The following is a 14232-nucleotide window of genomic DNA, read 5'->3' as shown; positions in this document are numbered from 1 at the left end:
CGCCCGACAGGCGGCGTTTTTGCGTTCTCGAAGAGAGCGAGGCGGATTCGCCTCAGTTGAACCAGCCCTGGCCCGAGAAGCCGCAAGCCATTTCTTCCAGCAGGCTGCGCCAGTACCAGCGGGCCGAGCAGCTGTTGACCATCGCGGTGTTCATGGGCTGAGCCGTTTCGGTCTTGGCAGCAGGCGCGACGAAGCTCAGCAAGTCCTGCTGGGCCGAAACCTCTTCCACCTTCGTCTTCGAAGCGGGCGCGCCGACGCTGGCGATGACGCCCGTCGTCTGCATCATGTCGCTGTCCTGCGGCGTATGGGCCGCGCCCGCAATACCGCTGAAAGCCAGCAGCGTCGCAATTGCACCGGCCAGGGCTGCATTGCGCAGCAGCGTGTTCGACTGTTTGAATTTCATGGTCGTTTCCCTTAATTGAATACGTCGGAAAAGTGATGCCCCGGTCGCGAAAAAAGATATTCGCGGGCCCATTGGCATCTGCTGTGGCGGGCGGCTTTCAGTGCACTGCCCAATTGCCAATGTAGGAGGGCAATTCGCGTGCATACAGTGCCTAAAGTCACGATCTGGCCGGGGTGTGAGCCGCAGTGCGTTTCCTTGTAAGAGGATGGTGTCAATGCACTGCGCTGGTCTTTAAAAGTCCTTCAGCAAACGCGGCTAGGATCGTGCGAAAACCGTGGAGCTTCTCCGGAACTTCCTTTCCGGCGCCGAATTCTTCTTGAAGGAAAGCGGCCCGCCCCGGAGCCTTTCATCCATTTCCTTCCGCATGCCCAATAACCCACCCCGGCGATCGCGCAAATACCTGATCGGCATTGCCGTTTTCATCGTGCTGGTCGTCATCGCCTCTTCATGGCTGCGGCCGGCGAAAAAAAGCGAATACCTCACCGCCACGGTGCAGCGCACCGATCTCGAGAACGCGGTGCTCGCCACCGGCGTGCTGCAGGCGCTCAAGCAGGTGGAGGTGGGCGCTCAGGTGAGCGGCCAGCTCAAGTCGCTGAAGGTGGTGCTCGGGCAGACGGTGAAGAAGGGCGACTGGCTCGCCGAGATCGACCCCGTCATCTCGCAGAACACCCTGGCGCAGGAGCAGGCCAGGCTCGACAACCTGCAGGCGCAGAAGCTCGCGAAGGAAGTGCGCGTCAAGCAGGCGCAGCTCACCTGGACCCGCCAGCAGGAAATGCTCGCGCAGGACGCCGCCGCCAGGCAGGACATGGAGAGCGCGGACGCTGAACTGCGTGCGCTGCGTGCAGACGCGGTGTCGCTCGAGGCGCAGATCCGCCAGCAGAAGCTGGCTGTCGCCTCGGCGCAGCAGAACCTCTCTTACACGCGCATCGTCGCGCCCATCGACGGCGACGTGGTTTCCATCAACACGCTCGAAGGCCAGACCGTGGTCGCCGCTTTTCAGGTGCCCACGCTGATGAAGCTGGCCGACCTGTCGACCATGACCGTGAAGGCGCAGGTGTCGGAAGCCGACGTGGTGCGCGTGAAGCCGGGGCAGCCGGTGTACTTCACCATCCTCGGCGACCCCGACAAGCGCTATCACGGCACGCTGCGCGCGGTGCAGCCTTCGCCGGAGAAGATCAACAACGCCGTGTTCTTCAACGCGCTGTTCGACGTGCCCAACCCCGACCGCACGCTGCGCGTGGACATGACGGCGCAGGTCGCCATCCTGCTGGGCGAAGCGAAACAGGCGCTGACGGTGCCGTTGACCGCACTGGGCGCGCGCGACAAGGACGGCCGCCAGGAGGTGCGCGTGCTCAAGCCCGACCAGACCGTGGAGACGCGCAAGGTGCGCGTCGGCATCTCCAACAACTTCCAGGCGCAGGTGCTCGAAGGCCTGAAGGAGGGCGACAGCGTCATCACCGGCGACGCCTCGGCGGTACCCGAGCGCGGCGAGACCGCCGACAACGGCGGCGGACGAGGCAAGCCTCAATGACGCAGCCGCTGCTCAGCCTGCGCGGCATCGGCCGCAGCTTTCCCTCGGGCGAGCAGGAAGTGCAGGTGCTGAAGGACGTGAACCTCGACGTCGGCAGCGGCGAAATGCTGGCCATCGTCGGCGCCTCGGGTTCGGGCAAGTCGACGCTGATGAACATCCTGGGCTGCCTCGACCAGCCGAGCACGGGCTCCTACACCGTCTCCGGCCAGGACGTGGGGGCGCTCGACAGCGACGCGCTGGCCGAACTGCGGCGCGAGCACTTCGGCTTCATCTTCCAGCGCTACCACCTGATGCAGCACCTGACGGCCACCGGCAACGTCGAGGTGCCCGCGGTGTACGCCGGCACCGACGGCCAGGCGCGCGAGTCGCGTGCGCGCCAGCTGCTCGCGCGGCTGGGCCTGGGCGACCGTACCGAGCACCGGCCCAGCCAGCTCTCGGGCGGCCAGCAGCAGCGCGTGAGCATCGCGCGCGCGCTCATGAACGGCGGGCAAGTGATCCTGGCGGACGAGCCGACCGGTGCGCTCGACAGCCGCAGCGGCCAGGAGGTGATCGGCATCCTGCGCGAGCTGCATGCCCAGGGCCACACGATCATCATCGTGACGCACGACATGCAGGTGGCGAGCTGCACCGAGCGCATCATCGAGATCGCCGACGGCGTGATCGTGGGCGACAGGCCGAACGTGCCGAGTGTGCCGACCGTGGCGGCCCCGGCGCAGGAGGCTTCGCAGGCCGCAGGCGAACCTCCGGCTGCGATGACGAAGCCCGGGCTGGGCATCGCCCGCTTGAACACCGGCTGGGCCCGCTTCGCGGAAGCCTTCCGCATGGCCTGGCGCTCGATGATGGCGCACCGCATGCGCACGGCGCTCACCATGCTGGGCATCGTCATCGGCATCACTTCGGTGGTGTCGATCGTGGCGATAGGAGAGGGCGCCAAGCGCTACGTGCTGTCGGACATCCGCGCCATCGGCACCAACACGCTCGATGTGTACCCGGGCCGCGACTTCGGCGACGACAAGGCGTCGAGCATCCGCACGCTGATACCTCCCGACCTCGACGCCATCGCGGCGCAGCCCTACGTTCACAGCGTGACGCCCGTGACCTCGCGCAGCCTGCGGCTGCGCTACCGCAGCGTGGACATCAACGGCACGGTCAACGGCGTGAGCGACAGTTTCTTCCGCGTGCGCGACATGCAGATGGCCAGCGGCGCGGCCTTCACCGCCTCCGACGTGCGCCACCAGTCGCAGGTGGTTGTTATCGACCAGAACACGCGGCGCAAGCTGTTTCCCGACGGAACCGAACCGGTGGGCAAGATCATCCTCGTAGGCAGCCTGCCATGCACGGTGATCGGCGTGGCGCAGGAGAAGAAGACGGTGTTCGGCGACGGCAACAAGTCGCTCAACCTCTGGCTGCCCTACAGCACGGGCGCGAGCCGGCTCTTCGGGCAGCAGCACTTCGACAACATCACGGTGCGCATCCGCGACGACCAGCCCACCAAGGCGGCCGAGGACAGCATCGTCAAGCTGCTCACGCTGCGCCACGGCACCAAGGATTTCTTCACCTTCAACATGGACAGCATCGTCAAGACGGCCGAACGAACCAGCCAGTCGCTGACGCTGCTGCTGTCGCTCATCGCCGTGATCTCGCTGGTGGTGGGCGGCATCGGCGTGATGAACATCATGCTGGTGTCGGTGACCGAGCGCACCCGCGAGATCGGCATCCGCATGGCGGTGGGCGCGCGCCAGAGCGACGTGCTGCAGCAGTTCCTGACCGAGGCGGTGCTGGTGTGCCTGGTGGGCGGCCTGATCGGCGTGACGCTCTCGTACGGCATCAGCTTCCTGTTCTCGCTTCTCGTCAAGCAATGGCAGATGATCTTTTCAATCGGCGCCGTGGTTTCGGCGTTTCTCTGTGCATCGCTGATCGGCGTGCTGTTCGGCTACCTGCCGGCGCGCAACGCGGCGCGGCTGGACCCCATCGAGGCGCTGGCTCGTGAGTAAGGCGGATGTTCTTTCCCTGGCCTCGGTGGCCATCGCGGTGCTCGCCCTGGGCGGCTGCACACTGTTCCAGCCGGAGCAGCGCGCCCAGCGGCCGTTCGACATTCCGCCGCGCTGGCAGCAGTCGGCTTCGCCCGCGACCACCGGGGCCGCGGTGGCGCTGTCCGCCCACTGGTGGACGGCCTTCGATGATCCGCAGCTCGACCGGCTGATCGACAACGCACTGCGCACCAACAACAACCTGGCGGTGGCCGGCATCCGCGTGCAGCGCGCGCAGCTGCAAGCCGGGCTCACGAACACGAATCTCACGCCGGGCGTGATCGGGCAGGCCAGCACCAGCCGCAGCTACGACCTCAAGCGCGGCGGCGTCGCCGGCTCGGCGTCGAACTCGTCGGTGGCGCTGAGCTACGAACTCGACCTGTGGGGCCGGCTCTCGGCGCTGCGCAGCGCCGCCGACTGGGAGCTGAAGGCCACCGAGTCCGACCGGCAGGCGACTGCGCTGTCATTGATCGGCACCGTGGCGGGGCTCTATTGGCAGACCGGCTACCTGAACCAGCGCATCGCGCTGAGCGAGGCGGGCATGGAAGACGGCCGGCGCATCCTCGCGCTGGCGCGGGCCAAATACGCGGCCGGCGCGGTGTCGGGGCTGGACATGGCGCAAGCCGGCCAGAATCTCGCGACGCAGGAAGCCGCCCACACTCAACTGCTGCAGCAGCGCGTGGAGGCACGCAACGCGCTGGCGATCCTGTTCGACCAGCCGCCGGAGCCGATGGCCGCCGAGCCGGCGCAACTGCCCGACATCGCATTGCCCGCCATCGATGCCGGCGTGCCCGCGAGCCTGCTGGGCCGCCGCCCCGACCTGCGCGCTGCCGAGCAGCGCCTGCGCAGCGCGCTGGCAAACGTAGACGCCACGCGCACCGGCTTCTATCCCACGCTGAGCCTGACGGGCACGCTGGGCACGTCGAGCACCGCGCTCGGCGAACTGCTGAAGAACCCCGTCGGCACGCTGGGCGCCGGGCTGACGCTGCCGTTCCTGCAATGGAATACCGCGCGGCTGACGGTGGCCGTGTCGCAGACGCAGTACGAAGAGGCGGTGGTGGGCTTCAGGCAGTCGCTGTACACGGCGCTGTCGGAGGTAGAGAACGCGCTGTCGTCACGCACGCAGCTGCGTGCCGAAAGCGAGAGCCTGGTGCTGGCGCTGCAGGAGGCGCAGCGCGCCGAGCGCCTGTCGGAAGTGCGCTACCGCGCGGGGGCGACCGCGCTGCAGCCGGTGCTCGACGCGAAGGACAGGCGCCGCGCGGCCGAGGTGTCGCTGGCGCAGAACCGGCTGAACCAGCTCAACGCGACGATGACGCTCTACAAGGCGCTGGGCGGGGCGGCCGACGCGTCGTAGCCGGACGGCTTCCTCAGTCCTGGAACGGCGGCTTCTTCGCCAGCTTGCGCAGCAGCAGCAGGGGCAGGCGCAGCACGAACTCGACCATAAGCCGCGTGTGCATCCAGGTGAGCAGCACGTTGTCGCGGCCATAGCGGAAGTGCGAGACGCCGCCTTCCTCGGCCGTCAGGTATTTCACCGGCGCGTCGATGTTGACCGGCTTCACGCCGCGCCAGGCCAGTCGCACGACGGCCTCGGTGTCGAAGTCGAAGCGGCGCATCCAGGGCTGGCGCGCCATCACCGCGATCAGGTCGGCCACCGGATACACGCGAAAGCCGTAGAGCGAGTCGCCGACGCCCGCGAACAGCGTTTCGAGCTGCGTCCACCCGTTCGACACGCGCCGGCCGCGCACGCGCAGCAGCGGCGCGCTGGCGTCGAACACCGGGCGGCCGAGCACCATGGTTTCGGGGCGAGCCAGCGAGGCTTGCATGAAGGCGGGGATCAGGTCGGCCGGATGCTGGCCGTCGGAGTCCATCGTCAGCGCGTGGGTGAAGCCGGCTTCCTTCGCGGCGCGCAGGCCGTGCAGCACGGCGGAGCCCTTGCCCTGGTTCTGCGGCAGCACCCACACGCGCAGTCCCGGGTCGCCCTCGGCCATCTGTTGCAGGCGCTCGCCGGTGCCGTCGTCGCTGCCGTCGACCACCACCCACACCGGGTTCCATTGCGCGCGCGCGGCGGCGACCGTGGAGAACAGGCGCTCGCCGGTGTTGTAGCTGGGGATCAGGACAAGGTGTGTGCGCGAGGCGTCTGGCATTCGGGGGACGCGTCGGTGGCGCGCTGCTCCATGTTTTGTCGGAAGTATTGTTCGAGCTCCGCCTGCAGCACGTCGCTGTCCTGCGTGGGCGCAAAGCGCTTGCCCAGCCGCAGCCTGAAGACGATGGGCAGCGGCGGCACGCGCCACAGCGGCCAGCCCTTGGCGAGGTAGGGCGAGTCGGTGTCGATGAACACTGTCTGGATCGGCGCCTGCGCCAGCTTGGCGATCAGCGTGGTGCCCGGGCGGAACGGGTTGAGCGGCGGCGTCACCGTGCGCGTGCCCTCGGGGAAGATCACCAACTGGCCGCCGTTGCGCAGGTCGTTCACCGCCAGCCGCACCATGGTGCGCGCCGACTTGTTGCTGATGTAGCGCGCCAGCCGGGCGCCCGCGCCCAGGAAGATGTTGCCCATCAGGTCGGCCTTCATGATGCAGGCGCTGCGCGGCAGCCGCGCCACCAGCAGCAGCGCGTCGAGCATGGTTGGGTGGTTGGCCACGAAGATCACGCCGGGCTCCTTGCTCATCGGGTCGAGGCAGCTGGCGTCGATGCGCATCATGCCGGTCACCGAGGCCAGCCACCAGAACATGCGGTAGGCGAAGGCGATGGTCATGCGGCCCAGGGCACGGGCGGGCGCCGCCGGCATCACCGGATGGATGAGCATGGCGAAGATGTTCCAGACCAGCGAAATCAGGCCGAGAAACAGCAGCAGCGCATAGAGCATCACCGCGAGCGGAATCGACGTGAGAAATCTCAGCACGCGGTTCATTGAATCGGTCAATCGGACGGAAGGACGGAACGGCCGGGCAACAGCCGGTCAGGCCCGCAGCTGCCCCGCGGCGACGGCGTGGGCCTCGATCTCGACCAGCAGGTCGCTGCGGCAGATGTCCGCCTCGAGATATACGGCGTGGCGAGCCATCGGCGCGTCGGCGCCCAGCGCTTCCTCGATGACGGCGCGCACCGTGGCGGTGTCGGAAGGGTGCCGCACGTAGACCACGCAGTCGAGCCCGGCCAGCGAGAAGGTCGCGCTGCAGCGCTCGTTCGCGGCTGTGATGACGGCCTGCAGGTTGCGCAAGGTCTCGCGCGTCTGCTCTTGCACGTCGCCATGGTGCACGGTCTCGTGGCCGACGATGCTCGCGGTGCCGGAGATGAAGAGGGCGAGGTTGCCGTCGCCGGTGTCAGCCAGCGCGGCGCGGGAGAAGGTCGGAGAGCGGGGGCCGTAGGTTTCGGGATAGCGGTAGGCCGAAACCTGCCGCGGATTCTCGACCGGCAGCGGCGCCTGCTGGCCGGCCAGGAAGCGGATCGACAGCGCACCCTGGTGGATGCCCAGCGCGCAGGCGGCCGGCGCGCCTTCGAAGGCTGCGCGGCCGGCTTCGAGGAAAGCTTCCTGACGGCCCAGGTTGAACTGGCGGTAGCGCTCCAGGCCGCCGCCGTCGGCGTTGATCTGCGGCAGGTAGTTCCAGATGCGCTGCAGGTGCGGCGTGCCGGCCTGGTCCAGCGTCTTGAAAAGATCGCGGTAGGCGCGGTGCGCGAGTTCGGCCAGGCCCTGCTTCTCGGCGGATTCGTCGAGGTCGATGGCGCCGAGCAGCCAGTGGCCGTCGGTGCGCCAGCGCGCGATGCCGGTGGTGCCCGACTTGATCTGCGCACCGCCCGCGTGCCACACGTCGGCCATGGCGCCGCTGTCGGAGAGCACGCGCGCGTTGACCGTCGGCATCCAGGCCACGCCGTGCGGCGTGCCGTAGCCGAGCGCGGCGAAGGGGGCCTTGCCGTCGGTCGCCAGCGCCAGGCTGGCCGGCAGCGACAGGCGCTCGACGCGCAGATGGGTCTCGTGGCGCTGCGGCAAGGTGGCGTGCGACGGGGTGTCGGGATTCCCGGGCCCGACGGAAGGCGATGGCGTCATCGAACAATTATCACCAAAAGCATTGACCCGAATTCCGGCCTCCAGGGCCGGCGTTGTGTGCGCCGGACAGTAAACTCGGGGCTGCTCGGATTGACACAGAAACACAGGACAGCGAGATAGAAAGCCATGGCCGGACATAGCAAGTGGGCGAATATTCAGCACCGGAAGGGCCGCCAGGACGAGAAGCGGGGCAAGCTCTGGACCCGCGCGATCCGCGAAATCACGGTGGCCGCCCGCGCCGGCGGCGCCGATCTGGGCGCCAACCCCCGGCTGCGGCTGGCGGTTGAAAAAGCCAAGGCCGTCAACCTGCCCATCGACACCATCAAGCGCAACATCGACAAGGCCACGGGCAACCTTGAAGGCGTCAATTACGAAGAAATTCGTTACGAAGGGTACGGCATCGGCGGCGCGGCAATCATCGTCGACACCATGACCGACAACCGCGTGCGCACCGTGGCCGAAGTGCGCCACGCCTTCTCCAAGCACGGCGGCAACATGGGCACCGAAGGCTCGGTGGCCTTCCAGTTCAAGCACTGCGGCCAGATCATCTTCGCGCCCGGCACCAGCGAGGACAAGGTGATGGAAGCGGCCCTCGAGGCGGGCGCGGAAGACGTCGTCACCGACGACGACGGCGCCATCGAGGTGATCACCTCCGTAGCCGAATTCGAGGCGGTGAAGAACGCGCTCGAAGCCGCCGGCCTGAAGCCCGACGCCGCCGAAGTCACCATGCGCGCCGAGAACACGGTGGAAGTGACCGGCGAGGACGCCGCAAGAATGCAGAAGCTGCTCGACGTGCTCGAGGACCTGGACGACGTGCAGGACGTCTATCACAACGCCTCGCTGTCCGAGTGAGCTGCCGTCGTCGAATGAATGTTTGTTGAATCACAGCGAGAAATGAAGGCCCGCGAATGAAGGTACTGGTAATTGGGGGAGGGGGCCGCGAACACGCTCTGGCATGGCGCCTGGCGCAGGCCGCACGGGTGAGCCGCGTGTACGTGGCGCCGGGCAATGGCGGCACCGCCAGCGACGAGCGCTACGACTGCATCGACATCACCGAGCCCGCCGCGCTGCGCGAGTGGGCCATCAAGGAAAAGATCGCGCTGACGGTGGTCGGTCCCGAGGCGCCGCTGGCGGCCGGCGTGGTCGACGAGTTCCGCGCGCATGGCCTGCGCATCTTCGGCCCGACCCAGGCAGCCGCGCAGCTCGAAAGCTCGAAGGCCTTCTCCAAGGCCTTCATGAAGCGCCACAAGATCCCGACGGCCGAGTACGAGGCCTTCACCGACGCCGCTGCCGCGCACGCCTACATCGACGCCAAGGGCGCTCCCATCGTCGTCAAGGCCGACGGCCTGGCAGCCGGCAAGGGCGTGGTGGTGGCCATGACGGCCGAGGAAGCGCACGAGGCCGTCGACTTCATGCTGGTCGACAACAAGTTCGGCGTGTCCCACAACGAAGGCGGCGCGCGCGTCGTCATCGAGGAATTCCTGCAGGGCGAGGAAGCCAGCTTCATCGTGCTGTGCGACGGCAAGAACGTGACCGCGTTGGCCACCAGCCAGGACCACAAGCGCCTGCTGGACAACGACGAAGGCCCCAACACCGGCGGCATGGGCGCGTATTCGCCCGCGCCGGTGGTCACGGCCGAGGTGCATGCGCGCGCCATGCGCGAGATCATCCTGCCGACCATCCGCGGCATGGAAAAGGACGGCATCCCGTACACCGGCTTCCTGTACGCCGGCCTCATGATCGACGCGGCCGGCCACCCCAAGACGCTCGAATTCAACTGCCGCATGGGCGACCCCGAGACGCAGCCGATCATGATGCGGCTCAAGTCCGACCTGTTCGAAGTCTTCTGGCACGCCACCGACGGCACGCTCGACCAGGTCGAGTTGCAGTGGGACCGCCGCGTGGCGATGGGCGTGGTCATGGCCGCGCACGGCTATCCGCTGTCGCCGCGCAAGGGCGACCGCATCACCGGCATTCCGGCCGAGGCGCCCGATGCGGTGGTATTCCACGCGGGCACCACGCTCGACAACGGCGAGCTCAAGACCAGCGGCGGCCGGGTGCTGTGCGTGACCGTTCTGGCCGACAGCGTGAAGCAGGCGCAGCAGCGGGCCTACGAGGTCGCGGCGCGCGTCAGCTTCGATGGCGCCCAGTACCGCAAGGACATCGGCTTCCGCGCGGTGCACGCACGCAACCCCCACGGCAGCTGATGCAGCAGGCCAATCCGGCGGCGGTCGGCGAGTACCTGCGCGGACTGCAGCAGTCGATCATCGCGGCTGTCGAGAAGGCCGACGGCGGCACCTGCGTGCGCGATGCCTGGCAGAAGGCGCCCGGCGAGCCGCTGCAGGGCAACGGCCTGACCTGCATCCTCGAAGGCGGCGAGCTTTTCGAGCGCGCGGGCTGCGGCTTTTCGCAGGTGCGCGGGCCGAAGCTGCCGCCCTCGGCCACGCAGAACCGTCCTGAGCTGACCGGCGCGCCTTTCGAGGCGATGGGCGTGTCGCTGGTGTTCCATCCGCGCAATCCGTACGTGCCGATCGTCCACATGAACGTGCGCATGCTCGCCGCGCTCCCCGAGGGCAAGGAACCGGTCTGCTGGTTCGGCGGCGGCATGGACCTCACGCCCTGCTACGGTTTCGAGGAAGACGCGGTGCACTTCCACACCGTGTGCCGCGATTCGCTTGCCGCGTTCGGCGACGACAAGTACACGCGCTTCAAGACCTGGTGCGACGAATATTTCTTCCTCAAGCACCGCAACGAGCAGCGCGGCGTCGGCGGCATCTTCTTCGACGATTTCTCCGAAGGCGGCTTCGAGAACGGCTTCGCGATGATCCGCTCGGTGGGCGACAGCTTCCTGACGGCCTACCTGCCCATCGTCGAGCGCCGCCGCGCCACGCCGTACACGGAGCGTGAGCGCAACTTCCAGCTCTACCGGCGTGGCCGGTACGTGGAATTCAACCTCGTGTGGGACCGCGGCACGCACTTCGGCCTGCAATCGGGCGGGCGCACGGAATCGATCCTGCTGTCGATGCCGCCGCTGGCGAGCTGGGCCTACCAGCAGCAGCCCGAGCCGGGCAGCCCCGAAGCCGCGCTCTACAGCGACTTCATCGTGCGGCGAGATTGGTTGTGAACTCTCCTCCCGGTAAGGCGCAACGCCGCATCGGCGTGTTTGGCGGCGCGTTCGATCCACCGCACAACGCCCACGTGGCCCTTGCCGAAGCCGCGATGGCGCAGCTCGATCTCGACGAGCTGCATGTGATTCCCACCGGCCAGGCCTGGCACAAGAGCAGGGCGCTCACGCCGAAGGAGGATCGCCTCGCCATGGCCCGGCTGGCCTTCGGCGACCTGAAGGGCACCATCGTCGTCGACAGCCGCGAGGTGCTGCGCGACGGCCCCACCTACACGCTCGACACCCTGCACGAACTGCAGCGCGAGCAGCCCGGTGCCCAGCTGGTGCTGATCATGGGCGCCGACCAGGCCAGCGCGCTGCCGACCTGGCACGGCTGGCAGGATATACTCGGCATTGCTATTGTTTCTGTAGCGTATCGCGCACTATCGACGGGTAACACTGCCCGTTTTGATCCGAAATCACTGCCCGGCCTTCCTGCTGGCGCGCGTTTCGAGGCGCTCGAACTGCCTCCCATGGACATCAGCGCCACCGAGATCCGGCGGCGCGCGGCGCTCGGCGTGGACATTTCCTCGCTGGTTCCGCCCACGGTTGCACGCTATATTGACCAACACCACCTCTACCGCACTGCCTGATGACCACTGAAGCCGCCGCAAAGAAAGACACCCAGAAACTCCAGCGAGCCATCATCGATGGCCTCGAAGACGTCAAGGCGCAGGACATCCAGGTATTCGACACCGAGCATCTCTCGCCGCTGTTCGAGCGTGTGATCGTTGCCTCGGGCACCTCCAACCGCCAGACCAAGGCGCTGGCCGCCAGCGTGCGCGACGCGGTACGCGAGGCCGGCTTCGCCAAGCCGCGCGTGGAGGGTGAGGACAACGGCGAGTGGATCATCGTGGACTGCGGTTCGGCCGTCGCGCACATCATGCAGCCCGCCATCCGCCAGTACTACCACCTGGAAGAGATCTGGGGCGACAAGCCGGTGCGCGCCAAGCTCGGCGGCACCAAGCCCGCGGTAGCCACCGCCTCCAAGGCCGGCGCCGAAGAGAAGAAGGCCGCCGCCAAGGCCCCGACGCTGCGCCGTTCGAGCGCCGCCAAGACCGCGATCCGCGCGGCCGAGCAGGAAGCCAAGGCCGCGAAGGCCCCGGCCAAGAAGACGGCTGCGAAGAAGGCTCCCGCCAAGAAGGCCGCAACCACCACTGCGCGCGTGCCGGTCAAGGTCGTGGGCAAGCCCGCCGCCAAGAAGCCGGCGGCAAAGAAGACGACGGCCGCCAGGAAGGCGCCAGCCCGCCGCGCATGAAGCTGCTGGTGGTCGCCGTCGGGCAGCGCATGCCCGACTGGGCACAGACTGCCTGGGACGACTATGCCAAGCGCTTTCCGCCCGAACTCAAGCTCGAACTGCGCGCGGTCAAGACCGAGCCGCGCGGTTCAAAGACGCTGGAAACCCTCTACGCCGCCGAGCGCGAGCGCATCGAAGGCGCCATCGCGCGCGGCATGCGCATCGTGGTGCTCGACGAACGCGGCACGGCGCTGACCACCAAGGCGCTCGCCGCGCGCCTGCAGACCTGGCAGGGCGAGGGCGATGACGTAGCCCTGGTCATCGGCGGGCCCGACGGGCTCGACCCGGCCTTCAAGGCCGCGGCGCACGAACGCATCCGGCTGTCCGACCTCACGCTGCCGCACGCGATGGCGCGCGTGCTGCTGGTCGAGCAGTTGTACCGTGCGTGGTCGGTCAACGCGGGCCATCCCTACCACCGCGAATGACGAACGCCGCCGGGCACGTCGCGTTGCTCGACGAACGGGGCCATGCGCTGGTGCCGGCGCTGCTGCCGGCCGAACTCCTGGATGCCGCCGCGCGGTCGCTCGACGACCGGCTGGGGCAGGCGGCGGGCAGCCGCAACCTGCTGGTCCATCCGCTTTGCAGCGACATCGCGGTTCGCCTGAAAGCGTGGCTGTGCGGCATGGGCCTGCTCGATGCCCGGTCGGTAGCCGTGCAATGCACGCTCTTCGACAAGACGCCCGACAGCAACTGGCTGGTCGCGCTGCACCAGGACACGTCGGTCCCGGCCTCGGGCGCCGGCATGCCTGCCGTCATCAAGGAGGGTGAGCCCTACGTACAGCCTCCGATCGACGTCCTGCAGTCGCTGCTTGCCGTGCGGGTGCATCTGGACGACTGCGGCGCCGACGCAGGACCGCTGCGCGTCGTGCCGGGCAGCCACCGCGCCGGTCGGCTCGATGGCGAGGACGCGCTGGCGCTGCGAGCCGCCCATGGAGAAACCGTCTGCACCGCAGCGCAAGGCGATGTCTTGCTGATGCGTCCCTTGCTGCTGCATGCCTCGTCGCGCGCGAAATCGCCGGCGCGTCGCCGCGTCCTTCATTTTCTTTTCGGACCTCCGGGCCTGCCGCACGGGCTGGCCTGGAACCACACGGTGGCCGGCGATCCGCCGAGTCCACAGGAGACTTGAACCTTGCCCGATTTCATCTACCTCGCCTCGCAGAGCCCGCGCCGCGCGCAGTTGCTCGGCCAGCTCGGAGTGCGCCACGAACTGCTGCTGGCCGATGCTGACGAGGATGCCGAATCGCTGGAAGCCGTGCTGCCCAACGAAGCCCCGGCCACCTACGTGCAGCGCGTCACCGGCCTGAAGCTCGACGCCGCCGTGGCCCGGATGCGCAGGCGCGGCCTGCCCGACGCGCCGGTGCTTTGCGCCGACACCACGGTCGCGCTCGGCCGCACCATCCTCGGCAAGCCGGAGGACGAAAAGGACGCCTCTCGCATGCTGCGGATGCTCTCGGGCACCACCCACCGCGTGCTGACCGCCGTGGCGCTGCATCACGGCAGAAAGAGCCATGCCGCGCTCAGCGTGTCGCGCGTGCGCTTCGCCGACATCACGAAGCCGCAGATCGCCCGCTACGCCGAAAGCGGCGAGCCGCTGGGCAAGGCCGGCGCGTACGCCATTCAGGGCGCGGCGGCGGCGTTCGTCGAGCACATCAGCGGGTCCTATTCGGGCATCATGGGCCTCCCCATGTTCGAGACCGCACAACTCTTGCGGCAGGCGGGGATGCTCAAGTGAATACGCCATGACACTCAAGACCGCATTCTTTTTCAGG

At 67.9% G+C, this 14232-nt stretch carries 15 protein-coding genes; 11 read left to right on the top strand and 4 right to left on the bottom strand.

What is annotated here, in order from left to right; translation table 11 throughout:
• Nucleotides 1-52 precede the first annotated feature (52 nt).
• Complete coding sequence (locus ACAM57_RS17050; RefSeq protein ID WP_369658251.1) at nucleotides 53-403, bottom strand: hypothetical protein; 351 nt, start codon at nucleotides 401-403, stop codon at nucleotides 53-55.
• A gap of 364 nt (nucleotides 404-767) precedes the next feature.
• Here ACAM57_RS17050 and macA point away from each other — a divergent pair, with 364 nt between their 5' ends.
• From macA to ACAM57_RS17035, 3 genes are read left to right on the top strand one after another with little or no spacing between them, the layout of a single operon-like run.
• The gene (gene macA / locus ACAM57_RS17045) at nucleotides 768-1934 is read left to right on the top strand and encodes a macrolide transporter subunit MacA (RefSeq protein WP_369658250.1); all 1167 of its coding nucleotides are present in this window, start codon (nucleotides 768-770) and stop codon (nucleotides 1932-1934) included.
• Nucleotides 1931-3928 carry a macrolide ABC transporter ATP-binding protein/permease MacB gene (gene macB / locus ACAM57_RS17040; RefSeq protein ID WP_369658249.1) on the top strand — a complete coding sequence of 666 codons (1998 nt, stop codon included), beginning with the start codon at nucleotides 1931-1933 and terminating at the stop codon, nucleotides 3926-3928. The genes macA and macB overlap by 4 nt, the downstream gene beginning before the upstream one ends.
• Complete coding sequence (locus ACAM57_RS17035) at nucleotides 3921-5318, top strand: efflux transporter outer membrane subunit (protein WP_369658248.1); 1398 nt, start codon at nucleotides 3921-3923, stop codon at nucleotides 5316-5318. Before macB ends, ACAM57_RS17035 begins: the two co-directional genes overlap by 8 nt.
• 13 nt (nucleotides 5319-5331) lie before the next feature.
• Here the strand turns inward: ACAM57_RS17035 and ACAM57_RS17030 are convergent, their stop codons facing one another.
• The 3 genes from ACAM57_RS17030 to ACAM57_RS17020 are packed head-to-tail and all read right to left on the bottom strand — an operon-like array spanning nucleotide 5332 to nucleotide 8003.
• Complete coding sequence (locus ACAM57_RS17030; RefSeq protein ID WP_184638195.1) at nucleotides 5332-6108, bottom strand: glycosyltransferase family 2 protein; 777 nt, start codon at nucleotides 6106-6108, stop codon at nucleotides 5332-5334.
• Nucleotides 6075-6872: a 1-acyl-sn-glycerol-3-phosphate acyltransferase gene (locus ACAM57_RS17025; protein ID WP_126019414.1), complete on the bottom strand. Its 798-nt coding sequence runs from the start codon at nucleotides 6870-6872 to the stop codon at nucleotides 6075-6077. Before ACAM57_RS17025 ends, ACAM57_RS17030 begins: the two co-directional genes overlap by 34 nt.
• Before the next feature lie 48 nt (nucleotides 6873-6920).
• Nucleotides 6921-8003, bottom strand: coding sequence for a Rid family hydrolase (locus ACAM57_RS17020; RefSeq protein WP_240650476.1), 1083 nt, complete (start codon nucleotides 8001-8003; stop codon nucleotides 6921-6923).
• A gap of 126 nt (nucleotides 8004-8129) precedes the next feature.
• On the opposite strand from ACAM57_RS17020, the gene ACAM57_RS17015 reads away from it, so the two are divergent.
• The 8 genes from ACAM57_RS17015 to ACAM57_RS16980 are packed head-to-tail and all read left to right on the top strand — an operon-like array spanning nucleotide 8130 to nucleotide 14195.
• Complete coding sequence (locus ACAM57_RS17015; RefSeq protein ID WP_126019416.1) at nucleotides 8130-8855, top strand: YebC/PmpR family DNA-binding transcriptional regulator; 726 nt, start codon at nucleotides 8130-8132, stop codon at nucleotides 8853-8855.
• Between the two features lie 56 nt (nucleotides 8856-8911).
• Nucleotides 8912-10210, top strand: coding sequence for a phosphoribosylamine--glycine ligase (purD, locus tag ACAM57_RS17010; protein ID WP_126019418.1), 1299 nt, complete (start codon nucleotides 8912-8914; stop codon nucleotides 10208-10210).
• A complete protein-coding gene (gene hemF, locus ACAM57_RS17005) occupies nucleotides 10210-11127 on the top strand; it encodes an oxygen-dependent coproporphyrinogen oxidase (protein ID WP_369658247.1) in 918 nt (305 codons plus the stop codon). The genes purD and hemF overlap by 1 nt, the downstream gene beginning before the upstream one ends.
• A complete protein-coding gene (nadD, locus tag ACAM57_RS17000; RefSeq protein WP_369658246.1) occupies nucleotides 11124-11759 on the top strand; it encodes a nicotinate-nucleotide adenylyltransferase in 636 nt (211 codons plus the stop codon). The genes hemF and nadD overlap by 4 nt, the downstream gene beginning before the upstream one ends.
• Entirely contained in the window at nucleotides 11759-12424 is a 666-nt protein-coding gene (gene rsfS / locus ACAM57_RS16995) for a ribosome silencing factor (protein WP_126019424.1), read from the top strand. The genes nadD and rsfS overlap by 1 nt, the downstream gene beginning before the upstream one ends.
• Entirely contained in the window at nucleotides 12421-12888 is a 468-nt protein-coding gene (rlmH, locus tag ACAM57_RS16990; RefSeq protein WP_070060813.1) for a 23S rRNA (pseudouridine(1915)-N(3))-methyltransferase RlmH, read from the top strand. Before rsfS ends, rlmH begins: the two co-directional genes overlap by 4 nt.
• Entirely contained in the window at nucleotides 12885-13589 is a 705-nt protein-coding gene (locus ACAM57_RS16985) for a phytanoyl-CoA dioxygenase family protein (protein ID WP_369658245.1), read from the top strand. The genes rlmH and ACAM57_RS16985 overlap by 4 nt, the downstream gene beginning before the upstream one ends.
• Before the next feature lie 3 nt (nucleotides 13590-13592).
• Nucleotides 13593-14195: a nucleoside triphosphate pyrophosphatase gene (locus tag ACAM57_RS16980; protein WP_184638187.1), complete on the top strand. Its 603-nt coding sequence runs from the start codon at nucleotides 13593-13595 to the stop codon at nucleotides 14193-14195.
• Nucleotides 14196-14232 lie beyond the last annotated feature (37 nt).

Origin of the sequence: Variovorax sp. V15 (assembly GCF_041154425.1) — a bacterium.
Lineage (GTDB): Bacteria > Pseudomonadota > Gammaproteobacteria > Burkholderiales > Burkholderiaceae_C > Variovorax > Variovorax guangxiensis.
Note: the sequence above shows the minus strand (reverse complement) of the source record. Positions and strands in the feature narration are given on the sequence as shown.

What these genes read in the sequence shown, in the direction of transcription:
- ACAM57_RS17050 (WP_369658251.1), bottom strand. Translation starts at nt 403, where the DNA reads ATGAAATTCAAACAGTCGAACACGCTGCTGCGCAATGCAGCCCTGGCC.
- macA (WP_369658250.1), top strand. Translation starts at nt 768, where the DNA reads ATGCCCAATAACCCACCCCGGCGATCGCGCAAATACCTGATCGGCATT.
- macB (WP_369658249.1), top strand. Translation starts at nt 1,931, where the DNA reads ATGACGCAGCCGCTGCTCAGCCTGCGCGGCATCGGCCGCAGCTTTCCC.
- ACAM57_RS17030 (WP_184638195.1), bottom strand. Translation starts at nt 6,108, where the DNA reads ATGCCAGACGCCTCGCGCACACACCTTGTCCTGATCCCCAGCTACAAC.
- ACAM57_RS17025 (WP_126019414.1), bottom strand. Translation starts at nt 6,872, where the DNA reads ATGAACCGCGTGCTGAGATTTCTCACGTCGATTCCGCTCGCGGTGATG.
- ACAM57_RS17020 (WP_240650476.1), bottom strand. Translation starts at nt 8,003, where the DNA reads ATGACGCCATCGCCTTCCGTCGGGCCCGGGAATCCCGACACCCCGTCG.
- ACAM57_RS17015 (WP_126019416.1), top strand. Translation starts at nt 8,130, where the DNA reads ATGGCCGGACATAGCAAGTGGGCGAATATTCAGCACCGGAAGGGCCGC.
- purD (WP_126019418.1), top strand. Translation starts at nt 8,912, where the DNA reads ATGAAGGTACTGGTAATTGGGGGAGGGGGCCGCGAACACGCTCTGGCA.
- hemF (WP_369658247.1), top strand. Translation starts at nt 10,210, where the DNA reads ATGCAGCAGGCCAATCCGGCGGCGGTCGGCGAGTACCTGCGCGGACTG.
- rsfS (WP_126019424.1), top strand. Translation starts at nt 11,759, where the DNA reads ATGACCACTGAAGCCGCCGCAAAGAAAGACACCCAGAAACTCCAGCGA.
- rlmH (WP_070060813.1), top strand. Translation starts at nt 12,421, where the DNA reads ATGAAGCTGCTGGTGGTCGCCGTCGGGCAGCGCATGCCCGACTGGGCA.
- ACAM57_RS16985 (WP_369658245.1), top strand. Translation starts at nt 12,885, where the DNA reads ATGACGAACGCCGCCGGGCACGTCGCGTTGCTCGACGAACGGGGCCAT.